This is a genomic window from Micromonospora orduensis (assembly GCF_006228125.1).
GTDB classification, from domain to species: Bacteria; Actinomycetota; Actinomycetes; order Mycobacteriales; family Micromonosporaceae; genus Micromonospora; species Micromonospora orduensis.
In genome coordinates, this window is the sequence record NZ_VDFY01000166.1 from 39,898 (window position 1) to 59,177 (window position 19,280).

The 19,280-nt window shown below is 72.9% G+C and carries 19 protein-coding genes; 6 read left to right on the forward strand and 13 right to left on the reverse strand.

The window, feature by feature from the left end; genetic code table 11:
• Nucleotides 1-81: 81 nt before the first annotated feature.
• Nucleotides 82-678, reverse strand: coding sequence for a nicotinate-nucleotide adenylyltransferase (gene nadD, locus FHG89_RS17320; protein WP_139585422.1), 597 nt, complete (start codon nucleotides 676-678; stop codon nucleotides 82-84).
• A 97-nt stretch (nucleotides 679-775) separates the two neighbouring features.
• Here nadD and FHG89_RS17325 point away from each other — a divergent pair, with 97 nt between their 5' ends.
• Nucleotides 776-1,435: a PadR family transcriptional regulator gene (locus FHG89_RS17325; RefSeq protein ID WP_139585423.1), complete on the forward strand. Its 660-nt coding sequence runs from the start codon at nucleotides 776-778 to the stop codon at nucleotides 1,433-1,435.
• 164 nt (nucleotides 1,436-1,599) lie between these two features.
• Nucleotides 1,600-2,814: an FAD-dependent monooxygenase gene (locus FHG89_RS17330; RefSeq protein WP_139585424.1), complete on the forward strand. Its 1,215-nt coding sequence runs from the start codon at nucleotides 1,600-1,602 to the stop codon at nucleotides 2,812-2,814.
• Between the two features lie 49 nt (nucleotides 2,815-2,863).
• Here FHG89_RS17330 and pepN read toward each other — a convergent pair whose 3' ends face one another.
• Nucleotides 2,864-5,434 carry an aminopeptidase N gene (gene pepN / locus FHG89_RS17335; RefSeq protein WP_139585425.1) on the reverse strand — a complete coding sequence of 857 codons (2,571 nt, stop codon included), beginning with the start codon at nucleotides 5,432-5,434 and terminating at the stop codon, nucleotides 2,864-2,866.
• A gap of 69 nt (nucleotides 5,435-5,503) precedes the next feature.
• On the opposite strand from pepN, the gene FHG89_RS17340 reads away from it, so the two are divergent.
• On the forward strand, nucleotides 5,504-5,722 hold the full coding sequence (locus FHG89_RS17340; protein WP_030491749.1) for a DUF397 domain-containing protein: 219 nt from the start codon (nucleotides 5,504-5,506) through the stop codon (nucleotides 5,720-5,722).
• 51 nt (nucleotides 5,723-5,773) lie between these two features.
• Here the strand turns inward: FHG89_RS17340 and FHG89_RS17345 are convergent, their stop codons facing one another.
• Nucleotides 5,774-6,241, reverse strand: coding sequence for a hypothetical protein (locus FHG89_RS17345; protein WP_244295564.1), 468 nt, complete (start codon nucleotides 6,239-6,241; stop codon nucleotides 5,774-5,776).
• A gap of 136 nt (nucleotides 6,242-6,377) precedes the next feature.
• Here FHG89_RS17345 and FHG89_RS17350 point away from each other — a divergent pair, with 136 nt between their 5' ends.
• Together FHG89_RS17350 and FHG89_RS17355 are read left to right on the forward strand one after the other, a co-directional pair.
• Nucleotides 6,378-7,625 carry a cytochrome P450 gene (locus FHG89_RS17350; protein WP_139585426.1) on the forward strand — a complete coding sequence of 416 codons (1,248 nt, stop codon included), beginning with the start codon at nucleotides 6,378-6,380 and terminating at the stop codon, nucleotides 7,623-7,625.
• Between the two features lie 119 nt (nucleotides 7,626-7,744).
• On the forward strand, nucleotides 7,745-8,746 hold the full coding sequence (locus FHG89_RS17355) for a glycosyltransferase family 2 protein (protein WP_139585427.1): 1,002 nt from the start codon (nucleotides 7,745-7,747) through the stop codon (nucleotides 8,744-8,746).
• Between the two features lie 115 nt (nucleotides 8,747-8,861).
• On the opposite strand, the gene FHG89_RS17360 is transcribed toward FHG89_RS17355, so the two are convergent.
• The 3 genes from FHG89_RS17360 to FHG89_RS17370 are packed head-to-tail and all read right to left on the reverse strand — an operon-like array spanning nucleotide 8,862 to nucleotide 10,790.
• Nucleotides 8,862-9,497: a DUF3618 domain-containing protein gene (locus tag FHG89_RS17360; RefSeq protein ID WP_139585428.1), complete on the reverse strand. Its 636-nt coding sequence runs from the start codon at nucleotides 9,495-9,497 to the stop codon at nucleotides 8,862-8,864.
• On the reverse strand, nucleotides 9,494-9,961 hold the full coding sequence (locus tag FHG89_RS17365; RefSeq protein WP_139585429.1) for a phage holin family protein: 468 nt from the start codon (nucleotides 9,959-9,961) through the stop codon (nucleotides 9,494-9,496). Before FHG89_RS17365 ends, FHG89_RS17360 begins: the two co-directional genes overlap by 4 nt.
• Nucleotides 9,962-9,992: 31 nt before the next feature.
• Nucleotides 9,993-10,790: a hypothetical protein gene (locus FHG89_RS17370; protein WP_139585430.1), complete on the reverse strand. Its 798-nt coding sequence runs from the start codon at nucleotides 10,788-10,790 to the stop codon at nucleotides 9,993-9,995.
• Nucleotides 10,791-11,011: 221 nt separating this feature from the next.
• On the opposite strand from FHG89_RS17370, the gene FHG89_RS17375 reads away from it, so the two are divergent.
• Entirely contained in the window at nucleotides 11,012-11,503 is a 492-nt protein-coding gene (locus tag FHG89_RS17375) for a DUF4383 domain-containing protein (protein WP_244295566.1), read from the forward strand.
• 178 nt (nucleotides 11,504-11,681) lie between these two features.
• On the opposite strand, the gene FHG89_RS17380 is transcribed toward FHG89_RS17375, so the two are convergent.
• From FHG89_RS17380 to FHG89_RS17410, 7 genes are all read right to left on the reverse strand, one after another.
• Nucleotides 11,682-12,131, reverse strand: a complete 450-nt coding sequence (locus FHG89_RS17380) for a GNAT family N-acetyltransferase (RefSeq protein ID WP_139585432.1) — start codon at nucleotides 12,129-12,131, stop codon at nucleotides 11,682-11,684.
• A gap of 70 nt (nucleotides 12,132-12,201) precedes the next feature.
• The gene (obgE, locus tag FHG89_RS17385) at nucleotides 12,202-13,671 is read right to left on the reverse strand and encodes a GTPase ObgE (RefSeq protein WP_139585433.1); all 1,470 of its coding nucleotides are present in this window, start codon (nucleotides 13,669-13,671) and stop codon (nucleotides 12,202-12,204) included.
• Nucleotides 13,672-13,766: 95 nt separating this feature from the next.
• Nucleotides 13,767-14,021, reverse strand: a complete 255-nt coding sequence (gene rpmA, locus FHG89_RS17390) for a 50S ribosomal protein L27 (protein ID WP_007464062.1) — start codon at nucleotides 14,019-14,021, stop codon at nucleotides 13,767-13,769.
• An 11-nt stretch (nucleotides 14,022-14,032) separates the two neighbouring features.
• Nucleotides 14,033-14,347 carry a 50S ribosomal protein L21 gene (rplU, locus tag FHG89_RS17395; protein ID WP_007464063.1) on the reverse strand — a complete coding sequence of 105 codons (315 nt, stop codon included), beginning with the start codon at nucleotides 14,345-14,347 and terminating at the stop codon, nucleotides 14,033-14,035.
• Nucleotides 14,348-14,513: 166 nt separating this feature from the next.
• Nucleotides 14,514-14,990, reverse strand: coding sequence for a hypothetical protein (locus FHG89_RS17400; protein ID WP_139585434.1), 477 nt, complete (start codon nucleotides 14,988-14,990; stop codon nucleotides 14,514-14,516).
• A 98-nt stretch (nucleotides 14,991-15,088) separates the two neighbouring features.
• On the reverse strand, nucleotides 15,089-18,103 hold the full coding sequence (locus FHG89_RS17405) for an Rne/Rng family ribonuclease (RefSeq protein ID WP_139585435.1): 3,015 nt from the start codon (nucleotides 18,101-18,103) through the stop codon (nucleotides 15,089-15,091).
• 131 nt (nucleotides 18,104-18,234) lie between these two features.
• A complete protein-coding gene (locus FHG89_RS17410) occupies nucleotides 18,235-19,047 on the reverse strand; it encodes a TIGR03936 family radical SAM-associated protein (RefSeq protein WP_139585436.1) in 813 nt (270 codons plus the stop codon).
• Nucleotides 19,048-19,280 lie beyond the last annotated feature (233 nt).

Consider the following 19,280-nt stretch of genomic DNA (forward strand, 5'->3'; position numbering starts at 1 on the left):
CCAAGCGTCTCATACCCGGCGGCGCCTCGACCTGTCAGTTCTGGTCGGTCAGGGGCACGATCCGTCCCATACCGGGCGCGATCAGGGCTGATAGAGGCGTCGCTTCGCGATGTACTGCACCACACCGTCGGGCACCAGGTACCAGACCGGCTCACCCCGGGCGACCCGGGCGCGGCAGTCGGTCGACGAGATGGACATCGCCGGGACCTGGATCAGGCTTACCGTGTCCGCCGGCAGGTGCTTGTCGGTCAGCTGGAAGCCGGGCCGAGTCACCCCGACGAAGTGGGCCAGCTCGAATATCTCGTCCAGGTCCTTCCACGACAGGATGCGTTGCAGCGCGTCCGCGCCGGTGATGAAGAACAGCTGCACCTTGGGGCCGTACTCGGCCTGGAGGTCGCGCAGGGTGTCGACGGTGTAGGTGGGGCCGCTGCGGTCGATGTCGACCCGGCTGACCTGGAAGCGGGGGTTGGAGGCGGTCGCGATGACCGTCATGAGGTACCGGTCCTCGGCCGGGCTGACCGGTTCGTCGGCCTTCTGCCACGGCTGCCCGGTGGGGACGAAGACCACCTCGTCCAGGCCGAACCGGTCGGCCACCTCGCTGGCCGCGACGAGGTGCCCGTGGTGGATCGGGTCGAAGGTGCCACCCATGATCCCGATCCGCCGGATATCTTCCTCCACCCCGTGATCGTAGGCCGGGCGTCCGGCCCGGACGTGCGGGGTCGCCGCACCGATACTCGTGGGCATATACTCGTCCACGAGTAACAGGAGGTGCATCATGGGGAAGCGGCGCAAGGTCGGCAACCTGCTGGCGCTGGCCGTCCTGTCCGCCCTGGTCCAGCGGCCGATGCACCCGTACGAGATCGCCACCGCACTGCGTTCCTGGGGCAAGGACCAGGACATGGAGTTCAAGTGGGGATCCTTCTACACGGTCATCCGCAACATGGACAGACACCGCATGATCGAGGCCGTGGAGAGCGTCCGCGAGGGCCGACGCCCGGAACGCACCGTCTACCGCATCACCGACGTGGGGCGGGCGGAGCTGATCGACTGGGCCCGCGAGCTGGTCTCCACACCGATGCCGGAGCATCCCCGCTTCCGGGCCGGCCTGTCCGTCCTCGCCGCCCTGCACCCCGACGAGGCCACCGACCTGCTGCGGCAGCGGCTCGACCGCCTGGAGGACGCCATCCGCCAGGACCGCGAAACGCTCGACGCGCACCTGCGGGACATCCCGCGGCTGTTCCTGGTCGAGTCGGAGTACGACCTCGCCATGCGCGAGGCGGAGGCCGCCTGGCTGCGGGCGCTGCTCGCCGAGATGACCTCGGGCGGCTACCCGGGGCTGGACACCTGGCGGGCCTTCCACGAGACCGGCGCGATGCCCGCCGAGCTGACCGAACTGGCCGAGAGGACCACCAGCGACCCCGACACCACCGACTGACGGACGGCTCCGGCGGGGTGCGCCAACACCCCGCCGGAGCCCTTACCCCGAACCGACACCTGGGAAGGCGCCCGGCCCGAAGCGGCAACCACGAGGATAACCGGGCTCCCTCCCAGGCCAGGTCCGCGCGCCCGCGCGCGGACCACGACACCCAGGGAGAGAGCATGACCACGGTACGAACCGCGATCGTCATCGGCGGCGGCATCGCCGGACCGGTGACCGCGCTGGCACTGACCCGTGCCGGCATCGCCGCCACCGTCCACGAGGCGTACCCGGCCACCGCCACCGGGGCCGGCGGCATCGGCGGCACCCTCGCGCTCGCGCCCAACGGCGTGGCGGCCCTGCGCGCGGTCGGCGCGCAGGAGGCGGTGACGGCCATCGCCACCCCCATCCACCGCAGCGCCATGGCCGTCGGGCATCGGCGCATCGCACTGCCCACGCTCGCCGGAGTGCCGCCGCTGCGGGTGGTGCACCGGGCCGAGCTGCACCGCGTACTGCACGACCGGGCGTGCGCCGAGGGCGTCTCCTTCGCGTACGGCAGTCGGCTGGTCGACGCCGAGCAGACCGACAGTGGAGTGACCGCCCGTTTCGAGGACGGCAGCACCGCCTCCGCCGACGTCCTCGTCGGCGCGGACGGCATCCGGTCCACGGTCCGCAGGCTCATCGACCCGTCGGCGCCCGGCCCCCGGTTCACCGGCCTGCTCAGCTTCGAGGCGGTCGCCAGGCACGAGGTGGACGTCGAGCCGGGCACGATGACGTTCGCGTTCGGGCGACGCGGCTACTACCTGTACTGGCCCGAGCCCGGCGGCGGCACCCGGTGGGGGGCCAACCTGCCGCAGCAGCGACCGATGAGCCTCGTCGAGGCCCGGGCCGTACCGGCCGGACAGTGGCTGGACACGCTGCGCGCCAGCTACGGCGACGACGACCCGGGCCGGCAGCTGATGGCGACAAGCACGGCCGACGAACTCCAGGTGGTCGGCTCGTTGCAGATCATGCCGCCGGTGCCGCACTGGCACCGGGGGCGGATGGTGCTTGTCGGCGACGCCGTGCACGCGCCGTCGAACAGCTCCGGGCAGGGGGCGTCGCTGGCCATCGAGAGCGGGGTGCAACTCGCCCGCTGTCTGCGTGACCTGCCCGACGTGGAGTCGGCGTTCGCCGCGTACGTGCGGCTGCGTCGCACCCGGGTCGAGAAGGTCGCCGCCCGGGCGGCACGGATCAACCACGCCAAGGCGCCCGGGCCGGTCGCCCGGACGCTGATGCCCCTGCTGATGCCGCTGCTGGTGCGCACGGCCATGGACCCGGAGAAGACCGTCGCCGACGAGCAGCGATACGCCATCGACTGGGACGCCCCGGTGACGGCGGAGCCAGCGCTGCGCTGAGACGGGGCGCGGGGTGGCCGGTCCAGCCACCCCGCGTCCACCCGGCGCGTCAGGCCGCCGCGGCGGCCACCGCCGTCCGGGCGACGAGCGCGCGCCGCAGATCGTCGTCGGCGTCGACGACCACCCGGCGCAGGCCCGGGGTCAGGTCGTCGCGGGCGAGCAGCGCCGCGGCCGCCTCCCGGGTCGGCTGCGCCACGGCGTAGCGGGGGAACGCCAGCGTCGCCACCCGGTCGGCCGTCCACGCGGTACGCCGAGCCGCGGCAGCCGGCATGTCGGTGAAGTACCGCTCGACGTACGCGGCGGTCAACTCGGCCTGCTCGGGCTGCCAGAACCCCTCGGCGGTCGCCTCCAACAGCCGGTTCGACAACTCGGTGTCGCGCACGATGATGTCCCACGCCGCCTGCTTCGCGGCCGGGTCGGGCAGGGCGGCCCGACACCGGGCGGCCCGTTCCGCGCCCGTGGAGCTGACGTCGGCCGCGGCCTCGGCGGCGATCTCCGCCGCACCGGCGGCGCCCAGCACCACCAGTCGCCGCAGCACCGCCCAGCGAAGCTCCGCGTCGATTTTCAGCCCGGCCGGCACGTCCCGGCCGGCGAGCCATCCGACGAGCAGATCCGTGTCGGTGGTCGCGGCGATCCAGCCCCGCGCGGCGGCGAGCTGCAGCGACTCCCCCGCCGGCGCCCCGTCGAGCAGGCGCTGGCACGCACCGGCGATCCGGGCGAGCGCCGCCGACCGGGTCAGCGGGTCGAGGTAGCGGTCGACAAGCGACCGGCTGAGGCCCAGCACGTCCTCCGCGATGATCACCTCCGTCTCGGCCGGCAGCGCCGCGACCATCAGGTCGACCAGGCCGGTGACCGGCCGCTCCCCGTCGGTCGCCGCGTCCAGCGCCTCGCTCCAGAGCACCGCCCGGGTGAGGGAGTCGGCCAGACCGGGCAGCACCAGCGGGACGGCGTCCGCCGACGCCGGGTCGAGACGCACCTTCGCGAAGGTGAGATCGCCGTCGTTGAGCAGCAGCAGCCGGGCCGCCTGCTCACCGGCCAGCTCACCGAGCACGGTGCGACCGCCGTCGACGGCCGGGTCCAGATCCACCTCGTGACGCCGCACGGTGCCGTCCGCCGCGTACCGGCCCACGCCGATCCGGTGCGGGCGCAGCACCGGGTACGACTCGGGGGCGGTCTGCACCACTGCCACCTCGGTGTAGCGGCCGTCCGCGTCGACTGTCACCTCGGCGCGCAGCGTGTTGACCTGCGACCGGCGCAACCACAGCTCGGCCCAACCGGACAGGTCCCGACCGCCGGCCGCGGTGCCGCCTTCGCTCGCGACCGCGGGGCTCGCAAGCTCACTCCTCGCGTTCGCGGAGAGGCTGGTCAGCAGGTCGGCGAGGGTGGCGTTGCCGAAGCGGTGCGCGGCGAAGTGCGCGTTCAGGCCGGCGAGGAACGCCTCGTCGCCGAGCCACGCCACCAGCTGCCGCAGCACGCTGGCACCCTTGGCGTACGAGATGCCATCGACGTTGAGCAGGCCCTCGGCGGCGTCGGCCACCTCCTGCGGCGCCACCGGGTGGGTGGAGGGGCGCTGGTCGGCCGCGTACCCCCAGGCCTTGCGGCGCATGGCGAACGTCGTCCACGTCCCCTGGAAGCGGGTCGCCTCGGCGGCGACCCGCACGCCCAGGTACTCCGCGAAGGACTCGTTGAGCCACAGGTCGTCCCACCAGCGCATGGTGACCAGGTTGCCGAACCACATGTGCGCCATCTCGTGGGCGATCGTGGTGGCCCGCATCTCCCGCTGGGTGTCGGTGACTGCCGACCGGAACACGTAGTCGTCGCGGAACGCCACGATGCCCGGGTGCTCCATGGCACCGAGGTTGAACTCGGGCACGAACGCCTGCTCGTACTTGCCGAACGGGTAGCGCTCGGCGAAGAGCTGGTGGAACCGGTCCAGGCACTGCCGGGTGATGGTGAGGATCTCGTCGGCGTCGGCGTCCAGGTGCTCGGCGAGCGACTGTCGGCAGTAGAGGGCGAGCGGCACGCCGTCGTGCTCGGCCCGCCGTACGTGGTACGGGCCGGCGATCAGCGAGAAGAGATAGGTCGACAGCGGGACAGTCGGGGCGAACTCCCAGCGCCCGGGGGCCGGGTTGGCGGACACCTCGGCGTTGCCGGAGACCGTCCAGCCCGGTGGTGCGGTGACCGTGAGGGCGAACGACGCCTTGAGGTCGGGCTGGTCGAACGCGGCGAAGATCCGCTGCACGTTGTCGAGGAACGTCACGGCGTACAGGTAGGTCTCGCCGTCGGCCGGGTCGACGAAGCGGTGCATCCCCTCCCCGGTGTTCGAATACGCCATCTCGGCCTCGACGAACAGCGTGTTCGTCGCCTCCAGGTCACCCAGTGGCAGCCGGTTGTCGGTGAGCGTGCCGGGGTCGATGTGGCGGCCGTTGAGGCGTACCGCCAGCAGTTGGGCGGGCTTGACCTCGGCGAAGGTCGCGGTGCCGGGGGTCGCCCGGAACCGGACCTCGACACGGGAACGGAACGTGTCCCCGTCGCCGGTCAGGTCGAGGTCCACCTGATAGGACTCGACAGTAATCGCCGCGCCACGCGCGGTCGCCTCTACACGGGTCAGGCTCGGCATCCGCTTATCCTGCCCGATGGGGATCGGCACCCGGTCACCACACGACCCTCGGCACTGGAGGAAAGAACCATGGCGCAGCACCCCAAGGGCGACTTCGACCTCTCGCGGGCGGTCTGGCAGCGGGCCGAGGGGGACACCTCCGACAGCGCGGTGGAGGTCGCCTTCGTCGATGATCTGATCGGCATGCGCAACTCCGCCGAGCCGGAGGGCCCGGTGCTGGTCTTCACCCAGGCCGAGTGGGACGCGTTCGTCGCCGGCGCGCAGGACGGCGAGTTCGATCTGGACTGACGGCTCCCCGGTCGCGGGTGGCCCCGGACAGCCGCCACCCGCGATCGCCCGTCAGGCATCGCCGTCGCCCCAGCCGAGGCCTCCCGGGCCCGGGGCGTGGTGGAAGCCGGGATGATCGGCCACGTCGACGCAGCGCTCCCCGTCCGGGCCGACCGCACCGCAGAACAGCCGCTCGGCCCGGTGCCACGCGTCGGCCGGTGACAGGGCCGCCGCGCCGAGCGCCACCTCCGGGCGGAGCAGGCTCAACGCCTCCGCGTACCCCACTGCCAGCTCGCGGGCGTCGACCGGGTCGGGCGCGGTGAAGCCCAGGTGCACGGTGAAGAAGCGGCGCGGGCGGGTCGGCCGGCCGGGCGGCCCGATCAGCGCCCGTGCCTCCCGGCCCGCGCCCAGCGCACCGACCGCCCGCCGCTGCCGCCAGTACGGCGACCTGTTGTCGCGCATCTCGCCCTCCCCGTGGTCGTGGCCGTCGGCCAGCCGGATCCGCAGGGTGACCGGCGATCCCGCCGACGGCGGCTCCACCAGCTAGCCAACCAGGTTCCGCCGCCCCTGGGAGGGGCCAGCGGGCGCTCTGTCGACGCGGGGATTCAGCGGCGGCCACGCGGGTAGACGCAGCCGGGCCGCGGCGACGGCCGCCACCCGCACCCGAGGAGGCCCGATGGCGACCATGCCGGCCGACCGCACCCCGGACAGCACCCTCGCGCTGCTCCGCGCCGGCTACCGGTTCATCGGCGAGCGCTGCGACCGGTACGGCAGCGACATCTTCCAGACCCGGATCCTGCTCGCGCCGACCATCTGCCTCCGTGGCCGGCCAGCGGCCGTGCTGTTCTACGACAACGAGCGCTTCCAACGGCAGGGCGCGATGCCGTTGCGGGTGCAGCGGACCCTCACCGGCCGGGGTGGCGTGCAGGGGCTGGACGGGTCGGAGCACGCCGACCGCAAGGCCATGCTCATGTCGATCATGACGCCGACCGCGATCCGGCAGCTCGGCCAGCTCTTCGACGAAGAGTGGCGGGCCCGGATCCCGGCCTGGGAGGCCGCCGGGCCGGTGACGCTCTACGACGAGCTGGGCCGACTGCTGACCCGGGTGGTGTGCGCCTGGGCCGGGGTGCCGCTGCCGACGTCCCAGGTCGACCGCCGCGCCGTCGATCTGCACGCCATGATCGGGGCGCCGGCCATGGTCGGACCCCGGCACTGGCGAGGGCTGCTCGCCCGCCGCCGCGCCGAACGCTGGATCGCCGGAGTCATCGAGCGGACCCGCCTCGGCCTGCACCCGGCGCCGGGCGGCACCGCCCTGGCGGTGATCGCCGAGCACCGGGACGCGCGGGGGATGCTGCTCCCCCGCCGGATCGCGGCGGTGGAGCTGCTCAACGTGCTGCGGCCGGTGGTCGCCGTCGACCAGTACATCGCCTTCGCCGCGCTCGCCCTGCACGACCACCCCGCCTGGAGGCAGCGGGTCCGCGGCGACGACGAGGCGACCGAGCAGTTCGTCCAGGAGGTACGCCGCTACTACCCCTTCTTCCCGATGGCGGCGGCCCGGGTCCGGCGCTCCTTCGACTGGCAGGGCCACCACTTCCCCCGGGGACGGCGGGTGCTGCTCGACCTCTACGGCACCAACCACCACCCGACGCTCTGGCCCCAACCCGAGCTGTTCCGGCCGGAACGGTTCGCCGGCCGGCGCGGCGACGCGTTCGACCTGATCCCGCAGGGCGGCGGCGACCACTGGGCGGGGCACCGGTGCGCCGGCGAATGGATCACCATCGACCTGATGAAACGGGCGGTCACCAACCTCACCACCACCATGCGCTACGACGTCCCCGTCCAAAACCTGGCCCTGGACCTGCACCGGATGCCCGCGCTGCCGCCCGTCGACCTGACCCTCGCCAACATCCGCCCCGCCGACTGAGGCCGCCCTGCTCAGACCACCGAAACGACAGTCCGGTTTCAACGACCGGAGCACGGGCACCTGCTGCTGGCGGCCACCCCTCCCACCCGCCCGGCCGCACACCTGCCTGGGAGGCGCCCATGCCCGTCGAGGCAAGGCATGACGCCCGGCGAGCCGGAGACGACCCCGCCGGCACGCCGCCGACCGGCCTGCCGATGTCGTACGTGCTGCCGCTGCGCTGGCACCACGACGCGGGCCTGTCCGAGCTGACCGACCACCTGCGCTGGCTGGCCGGCCGCGTCGAGGTGCTCGTGGTCGACGGCTCACCCCCGGACGTCTTCGCCCGGCACGCCGACGCGTGGCGCGGCCTGGTCCGACACCTTCCGCCCGACCCCACCCGGCGAGGGCTCAACGGCAAGGTCGTCGGGGTGCTCACCGGGGTCCGCGCGGCACGCCACGAACACGTGGTGATCGCCGACGACGACGTCCGGTACGACGAGGCCGGGCTACGCGCGGTGCACCGGCTGCTGGACCGGGCCGACCTGGTCCGGCCGCAGAACTACTTCGACCCGCTGCCCTGGCACGCCTGGTGGGACACCGGCCGGACGCTGCTCAACCGGGCGCTCGGCGACGACTACCCAGGCACCCTCGCGGTCCGCCGCAGCACGTTCCTGGGCATGGGCGGGTACGACCCGGACGTCCTCTTCGAGAACCTGGAGTTGATCCGCACCGTGCGCGCGTACGGCGGGGTCGAGGCCAGGCCGGCCTGGCTGTACGTACGTCGACTGCCGCCGGAGACTGCGCACTTCCGGGGCCAGCGGGTCCGCCAGGCGTACGACGACCTGGCCCAGCCGGCCCGCCTGGTGACCGCGCTCGCGGTCCTGCCGGCGCTGGCGGCGGCGGCCGCGACCCGCCGGCGTGGGCCGCTGCTCGCCATGGCGACCGCGGTCGTCGCCGTGGCCGAGGTGGGCCGCCGCCGCGCCCGTGGCAACACAGTGTTCCCACGGAGCACCCCGCTGGCCGCCCCACTCTGGCTGGTGGAACGCGGCATCTGCAGCTGGCTGGCGGTCGGCCAGCGCCTCCTGTTCGGCGGCGTCCGCTACGGCAGCACGCGTATCCGCCGAGCCGCCCGCCCTGCGTGACCCGTCGGCGGGGACGGTAGCCGCGCGGCTCGACCACGATGCGGGGGGGGGACACGCGACAGCTCGCGGGCACCGGCGTGGTGACCGCGAGCTGTCGGCGGTGGGGTCGGTTGTTTCAGGGGCGGGACTGGGCGGTGTCCTTGACGTCGTGCGCGGCCGACGTCGTGTCGTCCTTGACGGCGTGCACGGCGTCCTGCGCGGTGGACTTCACCGACTCGGCGGCGTGCTGGGCCGGCTCGCGCAGCTCCTCCTTGAGCTCGCTGGCCACCTCGCCCAGCTTCTCCTTCACCGCCCCGCTGTGCTCGCTTACCTTCTCCTTGACCTGGACGGCGGCCTGCTGCTCCCGGCGGGAGGCCGGGACCAACGAGGAGGCCAGCCAGCCCACCCCGAAGGCGATCAGGCCGGCGGCGAGGGGGTTGCCCTGGGACTTCTGCCGGATCACCCGCGGCGCGCTGTGGGCGGCGTCGCTGACGGTGGAGGCCGCCGAGTGCGCGGCGTCGCTGACACTGGAGGCCGCCGACGAGGCGCGGTCGCCCACCGAGTGGGCGGCGTGGCCGGTGCCGTGGCCGAGGTCAGACGCGGTTCCCATGACCTTGTCCCTCACATTCTGCAGCGCGGAACGGGCCCGCTGCTTGCGGTCGTCGACGATGCGGCTGGGGCTGACCTTGTACGCCAGGGCGTCCACATCGGAGCTGAGGCTGTTGCGGGTGGCTTCGATCTCGCGGCGGATCTGGTCGGGATCGGTGCTCATCGGGTGACTCCCTCCGAATGTGGCTTGAGCGCGTCGGGGATCCGCTGCACGCTGTCGTTGGTCTGCTTGAGGCCGCGTACGTGCTGGGCGTTCTGCTTGGCCTTGGAGTAGAGGACGGCGGCGACCGCAGCCCAGATGACGGCCACGATCAGCGCCGCCAGGCCGGAGTCCATGACGTTGTCCAGGAACTGCCACACGGCGATGGAGACGAACAGCGCCACCATGTAGCCGCCGAAACCGGCGCCGCCGAAGAGCCCGGCGGCCTTGCCCGCCTTCTTGCCCTCCTGGCGGATCTCCGCCTTGGCGAGCTCGACCTCCTGGCGCATGAGCGTCGACAGGTCGGTGGTGACCTGACGCATCAGGTCACCCAGCGAGCTGCCCTTCACCTCCGCCGCGGTGTGCGGGGCACCCGCATCGGGGCGGTATCCGGAGTCCAGCCCGGACCCCTGCGTCGGCATGGTCATGCCGTCGCCTCCCTTCGGATGGCTCGGCGGCTCACGGGCGGGTGGTGCCGCTGGACGGCACGCCCGGCAGTGGGTCGGTCTGGTTCACCGGCGGCAGCGGCTGCCCGGTGCCGGTGTGCTCACCCTGGACCGGGTCGGTGTAGCCACCGGGGGCCGGGTCGGCGTAGCCACCGGAGGTCGGCTCGGTGTACGTGCCGGGGGTCGGGTCGAGGTAGCCGCCCTGCGGGACGGTGTCCTGCGCCGGCTGGGTCGGGATCACCGCGGTCTGCTCCGGGTCGTACGCACCGGCGCCGCGGTAGCTCGGGGAGACGCTGCCGGAGTCGTCACCGGCGGCGGAGATGCTGCGGGTCAGTCGTCCGGCGAGCACACCGAGCACGGCCGCGCCGACCAGGAAGGTGCCCGGGTTGCGTCGCGCGTAGTCGCGTACCTCGGTGATCAGGTCGCCCGGCTGGCGCTCGTCCAGCCAGCCGGCCACACCGTGCACCCGGTCGGCGGCCTGGCGGGCCAGCTCGCTCACCGGCCCGGCCTGGCCACCCTGCTCGGCCATCGAGCGCATCTCGTCGGCGATCGAACGCAGCCCGGTGGCCGCGCGGCGCTGCTGCTCGCCGGCCTGGCTGGTGAGCTGGGTACGCGCCTCGCCGTACAGGTTGCGGGCCTGCCGGGCGGCCTCGCGGCCGACCTCGGTGCCCTGCTCCTTGGCGGTCTGCGCGACCGCTCCACCAGCGTGGGCGGCCTCCGAGCCGACCTGGCGGGCCTGCTCGCGGACGCCACCGCCATTTGTCGACTGCTGTCCATAGGTGGAAGTCGTAGGTGACAGATCGTAGGTCATGATGTCCCTTCCGCTCGGAAAGTCGTCGCGGTTGTGCTGGGGGGATGTCGACCGCGTCACCGCGGCCTCCGCCACTTCACCTACCCTGCGTTTTCTCTTCCATACCTCTTCGTGCATTTCTTTGCGGCGCCGACAGGATCGACTTCAAAATGGAGGATCGTGATGTCGCCGCCACGGACGGTGGGATTCGCGGGGCCAGCAGATCCACGAAGGGGGCAGCGGTGGCACGAGACGCGCGAGGTGGCCGGCGGTCCGGCCCGCGACCCCGGGTGCAGGTGGCCGCGCTCGCCGTCGCCGGGGCCTTCCTGCTGATCGGTGTCCTCGGGTTCATCCCCGGCATCACCACCGACTACGGCGAGCTGGCCTTCGCCGGGCACCACTCGGAGGCGCGGCTGCTCGGGCTCTTCCAGGTGTCGATCCTGCACAACGCGGTGCACCTGCTGTTCGGGCTGGCCGGTCTCGTGCTGGCCCGTACCATCGCCGGCGCCCGTCTCTTCCTCGCCGGCGGTGGCGCGATCTACCTCGCCCTCTGGCTCTACGGCCTGGCGATCGAGGCCGTCGACGCGGAGGGTGGCGCGAACATCCTGCCGGTCAACTCGGCCGACAACTGGCTGCACCTCGCGCTCGGCTTCGGCATGCTCGCCCTCGGGCTGCTGCTGTCGAACCAGGTGGGCACCGGCGGACGGCTGGACACCCCCGCCGACCGGCCCTGACCTGCCGCTGGAGCGGTTTCGCGGCCCTCGGGGTGTGGGTATCTCGGGGCGATCCGCGAAGGAGGTGACGAGATGCTGGCAGGCGTACCTGGTGCAGCACGCCTCGCCCGAGTCGAAGCCGGTCACCGTCGAGCACCCCAGCACCGGGGCCTGAGCGCCGGGTGCGGCGGCGGGACCGTCAGGCCGCGACCGGAAGCCGCTTGGCGAAACAGACGCTGTACGGGTTGCCGACGTACTCGCCGTAGACCGGGATCGGCTCGTAGCCGCACGACGTGTACAGCCCGATGGCGACCGGGAGGTACGTGCCGGTCTCCAGGCAGACCACCGAGTGGCCCTGCCGGAACGCGCACTCCTCCAACGCGGCCAGCAGTTGGCGGGCGATACCCCGACCCCGGTACGCCGGGCGGACGTACATCCGCTTGACCTCGCCGGTGCTGGCGTCGAGCGCCTGGAGGCCACCGCAGGCGACCGCCCGGCCGTTCACCACCACCGCCAGGTAGCGGATGTCGTCGTGGGTGACGGTGACCTGCCCGTCCAGACCGCCATCGGCCTCGCGCAGCTCACGCTGCTGGGCGCCGACAAGTGCGGCGATCTCCGGATCGGTGGCGGGCCGCGCTTCGATCAACATCACCCAACGTTAGGCGGGGTGGATTTCGCGGAGGTTTCCGGCAGTCAACCCGATCACGGAGCGCAATCGGCTACTCGGCGTCGTCCTCGTCGTCGATGGCGTCGTCGTCGGACGAGTCCGCGCCGACCTCGTCGGCCGAGCGCACCCGGCGGGCCTTGCGAGCGGCGAGCCGCTCGGCCGCCGACGCCCGGTTCGACTTCTCCTCCAGCCGGATGTCGGTGCCCCGGTTGCCGGGCACGAACTCCACCCCGGCGAAGAGCGTCGGCTGCCAGTCGAACTCGCGCTCGCCGATGCGGACCAGGTCACCCGGCTGCGCGCCGGCCTTGGCCAGCTTGTCCTCGACACCGAGCCGGGCCAGCCGGTCGGCCAGGTAGCCGACCGCCTCGTCGTTGTCGAAGTTCGTCTGCTTGACCCACCGCTCCGGCCGGACGCCACGCACGGTGAACGAGCCGTCCGACTCGGCCGTGATGGTGAAGCCGGCGTCGTCAACGGCGAGCGGCCGGATCACGATCCGGGTCGGCTCGGCCGGAGGCGCTGCCTTGCGCTCCGCCTCGACCAGCTCGGCCATCGCGTACGTCAGCTCCTTGAGCCCCTCGCGGGTGGCCGCGGAGACCTCGAACACCCGGTAGCCGCGCTCCTCCAGGTCCGGGCGGACGATCTCGGCGAGGTCCCGGCCGTCCGGTACGTCGACCTTGTTCACGGCCACCAGCCGCGGGCGGTCGGCCAGCCCGCCGTACTGGCTCAGCTCGGCCTCGATGGCGTCGATGTCGGCGACCGGGTCACGGCCGGGCTCCAGGGTCGCCGAGTCGATGACGTGCACCAGCACGGCGCAGCGCTCGATGTGCCGCAGGAACTCCAGGCCCAGGCCCTTGCCGGTGGCCGCGCCCGGGATCAACCCCGGCACGTCGGCGACGGTGAACGTGTGGTTGTCCACCCGGACCACACCGAGGTTGGGCACGAGGGTGGTGAACGGGTAGTCGGCGATCTTCGGCTTCGCGGCGGAGATCACCGAGATCAGCGACGACTTGCCGGCCGACGGGAAACCCACCAGACCCACGTCGGCGACGCTCTTGAGCTCCAGCACGATGTCCAACTGGTCGCCGGGCTCCCCCAGCTCGGCAAAGCCCGGAGCCTTGCGCTTGGCGTTGGCAAGCGAGGCGTTGCCCCGCCCGCCGCGCCCACCACGGGCCACCTCGAAGGTGGTGCCGGCGCCCACCATGTCGGCCAGGACGGTGCCGTCGGTGGTCTGCACGACGGTGCCGTTGGGCACCTTGAGCACCAGGTTGTGGCCGTTGGCCCCGTCCCGGTTCGACCCGGCGCCGCCCTTGCCGTTGTCGGCCTTGACGTGCGGGTGGAAGTGGAAGTCGAGCAGGGTGGTCACCTGCGGGTCGACCACCAGCGACACGCTGCCGCCGTGCCCACCGTTGCCGCCGTCCGGCCCACCGAAGGGCTTGAACTTCTCGCGGTGGATCGAGACACAACCGTGCCCGCCATCGCCGGCCTGCAGATGCAGAACGACCCGGTCAACGAACGTTGCCACGGCGTCAATCCTTCCAGCGAGGTTCGACCTCGCACTTCGCGAAAAAGGCTAAGCGGGCCGGGACCCGGAGGTCCGCGGCCCGCTTAGCCCGAGAACTACTGCTGCGGAACGATGCTGACGGTCTTGCGACCGCGCTTGGTGCCGAACAGGACCGCACCGGCGGACAGCGCGAACAGCGTGTCGTCGCCGCCACGGCCGACCAGGTCACCGGGGTGGAACTTGGTGCCACGCTGCCGGATGATGATCTCACCGGCGCTGACGACCTGACCACCGAAGCGCTTCACGCCAAGTCGCTGGGCCGCGGAGTCACGACCGTTACGCGAGCTGGACGCACCCTTTTTGTGAGCCATTGGAGGACGACCTACTTCCCGCTGGAGATGCCGGTCACCTTGACCTGGGTCAACGGCTGGCGGTGACCCTGGCGCTTGTGGTAGCCGGTCTTGTTCTTGAACTTGTGGATCCGGATCTTCGGGCCCTTGGTGTGCGCGGCGATCTCGCCGGACACCGCGACCTCGGCAAGCTTCGCCGCGTCGGTCACCAGGTCGTCACCGTCGACGAGGAGCACCGCGGTGAGCTTCACCGCGTCACCGGGAGCACCGGTGAGCTTCTCGACCTCGATCACGTCGCCCTCGGCGACCTTGTACTGCTTGCCGCCGGTCTTGACGATCGCGTACATCGGAGGCGGACTCCCTGTCGTTGAGGCTGCTGGCGGTTGTCCCCGTGGCGGCTCGCCGGGTAGCAGTGCACGGCGGCGCGGGCACACGGGAACACGGCACACCAAAAGTGCGCCGCAGGCAAGAGTACGCCATCGCCGGCCCGGACCCCAAACCGGCCCGCCCTGCTCAGCGCGGACAGAGCTGGTCGAGACGCTGCTGAAGCCTGTCGAGTTCGGTCTCGTCGATCGACTCGACGTCGACGCCGAGCGCGGCGACCTCGGTCCCGATGTCGGTGAGCAGCGTCTTGAGCTGCGGATCGGCCGTCCGCGCCGACTGCTCCCGCAGCGCCGTCCGCCAGCCCGTCAGCGCCGCCTCGGCCCGCTCGCGGGCGGCCTCGGCGGTGGCGCTGTCCCCGTCGCCCAGCGCCGCGATCATCCGGCCCAGCTCCTCCACGTACGTCTGGACGGCGCTGGCGCCGACCTGCCGCGCGGCGGCGCAGACCGGTGCGGTGTCGCCGGCCGCCGCGCCGCCACCCGCGGGCGTGCTGGCCGGACCGGTGGGGACTCCCCCGGTGGTCGAACCGGTCGGACTCTCGTCGGTGCCGCAGCCGCCCCCGGTGGAGAGCGCGGCGACCAGCACGGTGACGGCGAGCAGACGACGCATCTTCTTCTCCTGACCGGAAGGTGGCCGGACCGGCGAGGTCCCTCCCCCGTCACTATGCCGGGGAAGGGACCTCGTCAAACATCGGGCCGGTCAGACGGTCAGGGGCGGGTCCGCCGGCGGGCGCCACCCCGGCGGGAACGGCGACGGCCCGCGCCGCCCTCGGTGCTCTCCTCGTCGGAGTCACCGTCGGCGAGCGCGTCCGGGTCGTCCGCGGCGGCCAGCCGGGCCGACTCGCCCTGCTGGCTGTCCGACACGGCCGGCGCGGCGGCGGTGTCCGACTCGTAGCGGGACAGGTCGTAGCCCATGGTGTCGACGTAGTCGGCGTCCGGCTCGGCGGCGCTGTCGGTCTCGGTGACCTCGACCACCGCCTTCTCCGCCGACGCGCTCTTGCGCGCCCGGCGGCGGGACGACGCGGTGCCCTGCTCGGCGGGCGGGGCGGCGGCGACCGACGAGGCGACGGCCTTGACCTTCTCCCCCGCGCCACCGGTACGCGGCTTCTCCGGCACCGGCTCGGTGTGGATGATGACGCCCCGGCCCTTGCAGCACTCGCAGGTCTCGCTGAACGCCTCCAGCAGCCCCGCGCCGATCCGCTTGCGGGTCATCTGCACCAGGCCGAGCGAGGTGATCTCGGTGACCTGGTGCTTGGTCCGGTCCCGGCCCAGGCACTCGGTCAGCCGGCGCAGCACCAGCTCGCGGTTCGACTCGAGCACCATGTCGATGAAGTCGATCACCACGATGCCGCCGATGTCCCGCAGCCGCAGCTGGCGGACGATCTCCTCGGCCGCCTCCAGGTTGTTGCGGGTGACCGTCTCCTCCAGGTTGCCCCCGGAGCCCGTGTACTTGCCGGTGTTGACGTCGACCACCGTCATGGCCTCGGTGCGGTCGATCACCAGCGAGCCGCCGGACGGCAGGAAGACCTTGCGGTCCAGGCCCTTGATGATCTGCTCGTCGATCCGGTACTCGGCGAAGACGTCGCTCGTGCCGACGTACCGACGCACCCGGTCGACCAGGTCCGGGGAGACGTGCGACAGGTACGACTCGACCATGTCGTACGACTGCTCGCCCTCGATCACCAGCTCGCGGAAGTCCTCGTTGAACAGGTCCCGGACCACCCGGATGACCAGGTCGGGCTCCTCGTAGAGCAGCACCGGCGCGCCGCCCTCGGCGGCCTTGGCCTGGATGTCCTCCCACTGCGCCTGGAGCCGCTTGACGTCCCGGGCCAGCTCGTCCTCGCTGGCGCCCTCGGCGGCCGTACGGACGATCACGCCCGCGCCGTCCGGGACCAGCTTCTTGAGCGCGTCCCGGAGCCGCTTGCGCTCGGTGTCCGGCAGCTTGCGGCTGATGCCGGAGGCGTTGCCATTGGGCACGTACACCAGGTGCCGGCCGGACAGCGCGATGTGGCTGGTCAGCCGGGCGCCCTTGTGCCCGATCGGGTCCTTGGTGACCTGGACCAGCACCGAGTCGCCGGAGCGCAGCGCCTGCTCGATCGAGCGGGCGCGCCCCTCCAGGCCGGAGGTGTCCCAGTTGACCTCGCCGGCGTACAGCACCGCGTTGCGGCCCCGGCCGACGTCGACGAACGCCGCCTCCATGCTCGGCAGCACGTTCTGCACCTTCCCCAGGTACACGTTGCCGGCCATGGTGCCGGAGGAGTTGCGGGTCACGTAGTGCTCGACCAGCACCCCGTCCTCCAGGACGGCGATCTGGGTGCGGTCACCGCGCTGGCGGACCGCCATGACCCGGTCGACCGCCTCCCGGCGTGCCAGGAACTCCGACTCGCTGAGGATCGGCGGGCGCGTACGCCGCTGCTCCCGGCCGTCCCGGCGGCGCTGGCGCTTGGCCTCCAGCCGGGTGGAGCCGGACACGCCCTGCACCTCGTCGACCGTCTTGCGCGGCTCGCGGATCTTGACCACGGTCGGTACGCCGTCGTCGGCGGCACCCTCCGTGTCGCCCGCTCCCCGACGGCGGCGACGCCGACGGCGACGGGTCATCCCGTCCCCGCCCTCGGACTCCTCGTCCTCGTCGCCCTCGGCCTCGGCGGTCTCCTCCTCCTCGGCCTGCGCGGCCTCCTCGGAGTCGTCGTCCTCGGCGTCGTCGGCGCCACCCTTGCCCCGGCCCCGGCCCCGGCGACCACGCCGGCGGCGGCGGCGCGCGGCGGCGCTGTCCTCGTCGTCCTCATCCGCCTCGGTAGCCTCCTCGGCCTCCTCGGTCGGCTCCTCCTCGGCCTCGATCGCCTCGACCGGCTCCACCGGCTCGACGTCGCGGCGGCCACGCCGGCGACGGCGGGACGGCTCGGCCTCCACGGCCGGCTCCTCGGCGACCGGGGCGGGCTCCGCCGGCCGGGTCACCGGTACCGCGTCCGGCTGCGGCGCCATGAACAGCACGGTGGGCGCGGTGAGCGCCGCCCGGCGACGGCGGGTACGCGGCTGCTCCGGCTCGACCACCTCGGCCGGCTCGTCCGGCACGGCGGCCACGGCGACGCCCGGCGGCACCTCACCGGAAAGCTCCTGCGCGCCGCTGGTCCGGGTCGCCTCGGCGTCGGCTCCGGGGGTGGACTCGTCCAGCTCGGCCTCGGCCTCGCGCAGGTCGGATTCCGCCGCCTGGGCGTCCTCGTCCTCGACGGCGGGCTCCTCGACGGCGGCGGGAGGCTCCTCGACGGCGGCGGGCGTGGCCTTCTTGCGCCGGGTGCGGGTCACCTTGACCGGAGGTACGACGTCGGTCGGGGCCACCTCCGCACTGGCCGCGACCAGCGGCTCGTCGGCGGTGGTCTCGACGGGTGTCGCCTTGCGGCGGCGCCGGGGGGTCTTCGGGGCGACGTCCAGGTCACCGGAGACCGGGGCGAAGACCTCAGCCTGCGGCGACTCGACAGCGCCAGCCCCGCCGGCGGACGCCTCGACGGGTGCCTCGGCCTGCTCCGGCTGGCTGAGCGGGGCGGCCCGACGCCGGGTCGCCCGGGCACGTCGCGCCGGTGCGGCGGGCTCGGCGTTCTCCGCCCCGGACGGCTCCGTGCCGGGGGTCGCGACGGCGCCGCCGTCGGCGGTGGTGCTCTGGTCGGCGGTCTCGCCGGCCGGCTGTGAACCGGTCCGTTCGCCGCCCTCGGGCTCGTTCTCGAGCATGGACGTTCTCCAGTTCTGGCTAGCCCGGGCGCGGGTGAGCGCTGCCACGCAGGGTCGCCGCAAAAGTGTTTCCGCCGGGCGCGCGTGGTGCGCGACCGCCGAAGTCTGCCTGCCAGAGCACTGACCGTCGGTCAGTGCCCAACGATGGCTGCCCCGTCGCGGTCCGCATCCAACGGATCCACGATCGCACCCTGCGCGGTCAGCGTGCCCTGAGCCAGCCGGGTCACCCTCGGCGAGACCGGCGGCTCCAGGTCGGCCACCACGCGGAGGCCGGAAAGGACGTCATCGGGCCGTACGGACGGGGTGACCTGCCGCACGACCAGTTCGAGTATCGCACACGGGACGGCCGGTGCCCCGGAAGGCGTCGGCGTCGGGACGAGGACATCGATCGATATCACTGCCGCGCGGGCGTCGAACGTCCGTCGGCCCTGCTTGGTCATCCGCTCGACCAGCACCTCGTCGGCGGCGGTGAACGCGTCCACGGCGGCGCGCAGCACGACCGGGTCGACCTCGGGCAGCTCGATGTGCCAGTGCGAAGCCTCGATCCGGTCCGGCAGGCTGCCCCCGTCGGCGACCACGGCGTCCAGCACGTCCAGTCCGGGCGAGAGCGCGGCGTCCAGCGCCGCCCGCAGCGCCTCCGGGTCGACCGGCGCCTGGAGACCGATCTCCAGGTACTCGGCCTCGCTCGCCACGCCCGTCGGCGCGGCGCTGGCGTACGAGATCTTCGGATGCGGGGTGAACCCCTGGGAGAAGGCGATCGGAACGGCGGCCCGACGCAGCGCACGCTCGAAGGCCCGGGCGAAGTCCCGGTGCGAGGTGAACCGCAGAGGTCCGCGCTTGGCGTACCGGATGCGGACGCGCTGGACGACCGGTGCCTGGCCGCCCTCGGGTTGAGGCTTTCTGGCGATCGTGGGCTCCTCGGGTGTACCTGCGTGTCCACCCATCCTGGCGCAGGGCCCGTGACGGTACGCAACCGGGGCGGCCGGATCGGCCCGATGAACCGGCGCAAACCGGTCAGCGGGGCCGAGTCGACCCGCCCCACGACGCCGAGGCCGGCCGACGACCGCAGGTCACCGGCCGGCCCGTCGACGAACAGAGTGGGTTACCGCTCCCTCGGCGGAGCGGGCGGCGTCCCACCGGGCGGGGCGTAACCCGACGGTGGGGCGTACCCGGGTGG

Coding starts and splice junctions, on each gene's coding strand:
- FHG89_RS17325 (WP_139585423.1), top strand. CDS start 776: ATGGGGAAGCGGCGCAAGGTCGGCAACCTGCTGGCGCTGGCCGTCCTG.
- FHG89_RS17330 (WP_139585424.1), top strand. CDS start 1,600: ATGACCACGGTACGAACCGCGATCGTCATCGGCGGCGGCATCGCCGGA.
- pepN (WP_139585425.1), bottom strand. CDS start 5,434: ATGCCGAGCCTGACCCGTGTAGAGGCGACCGCGCGTGGCGCGGCGATT.
- FHG89_RS17340 (WP_030491749.1), top strand. CDS start 5,504: ATGGCGCAGCACCCCAAGGGCGACTTCGACCTCTCGCGGGCGGTCTGG.
- FHG89_RS17350 (WP_139585426.1), top strand. CDS start 6,378: ATGGCGACCATGCCGGCCGACCGCACCCCGGACAGCACCCTCGCGCTG.
- FHG89_RS17355 (WP_139585427.1), top strand. CDS start 7,745: ATGCCCGTCGAGGCAAGGCATGACGCCCGGCGAGCCGGAGACGACCCC.
- FHG89_RS17360 (WP_139585428.1), bottom strand. CDS start 9,497: ATGAGCACCGATCCCGACCAGATCCGCCGCGAGATCGAAGCCACCCGC.
- FHG89_RS17365 (WP_139585429.1), bottom strand. CDS start 9,961: ATGACCATGCCGACGCAGGGGTCCGGGCTGGACTCCGGATACCGCCCC.
- FHG89_RS17370 (WP_139585430.1), bottom strand. CDS start 10,790: ATGACCTACGATCTGTCACCTACGACTTCCACCTATGGACAGCAGTCG.
- FHG89_RS17380 (WP_139585432.1), bottom strand. CDS start 12,131: ATGTTGATCGAAGCGCGGCCCGCCACCGATCCGGAGATCGCCGCACTT.
- rpmA (WP_007464062.1), bottom strand. CDS start 14,021: ATGGCTCACAAAAAGGGTGCGTCCAGCTCGCGTAACGGTCGTGACTCC.
- rplU (WP_007464063.1), bottom strand. CDS start 14,347: ATGTACGCGATCGTCAAGACCGGCGGCAAGCAGTACAAGGTCGCCGAG.
- FHG89_RS17400 (WP_139585434.1), bottom strand. CDS start 14,990: ATGCGTCGTCTGCTCGCCGTCACCGTGCTGGTCGCCGCGCTCTCCACC.
- FHG89_RS17405 (WP_139585435.1), bottom strand. CDS start 18,103: ATGCTCGAGAACGAGCCCGAGGGCGGCGAACGGACCGGTTCACAGCCG.
- FHG89_RS17410 (WP_139585436.1), bottom strand. CDS start 19,047: ATGGGTGGACACGCAGGTACACCCGAGGAGCCCACGATCGCCAGAAAG.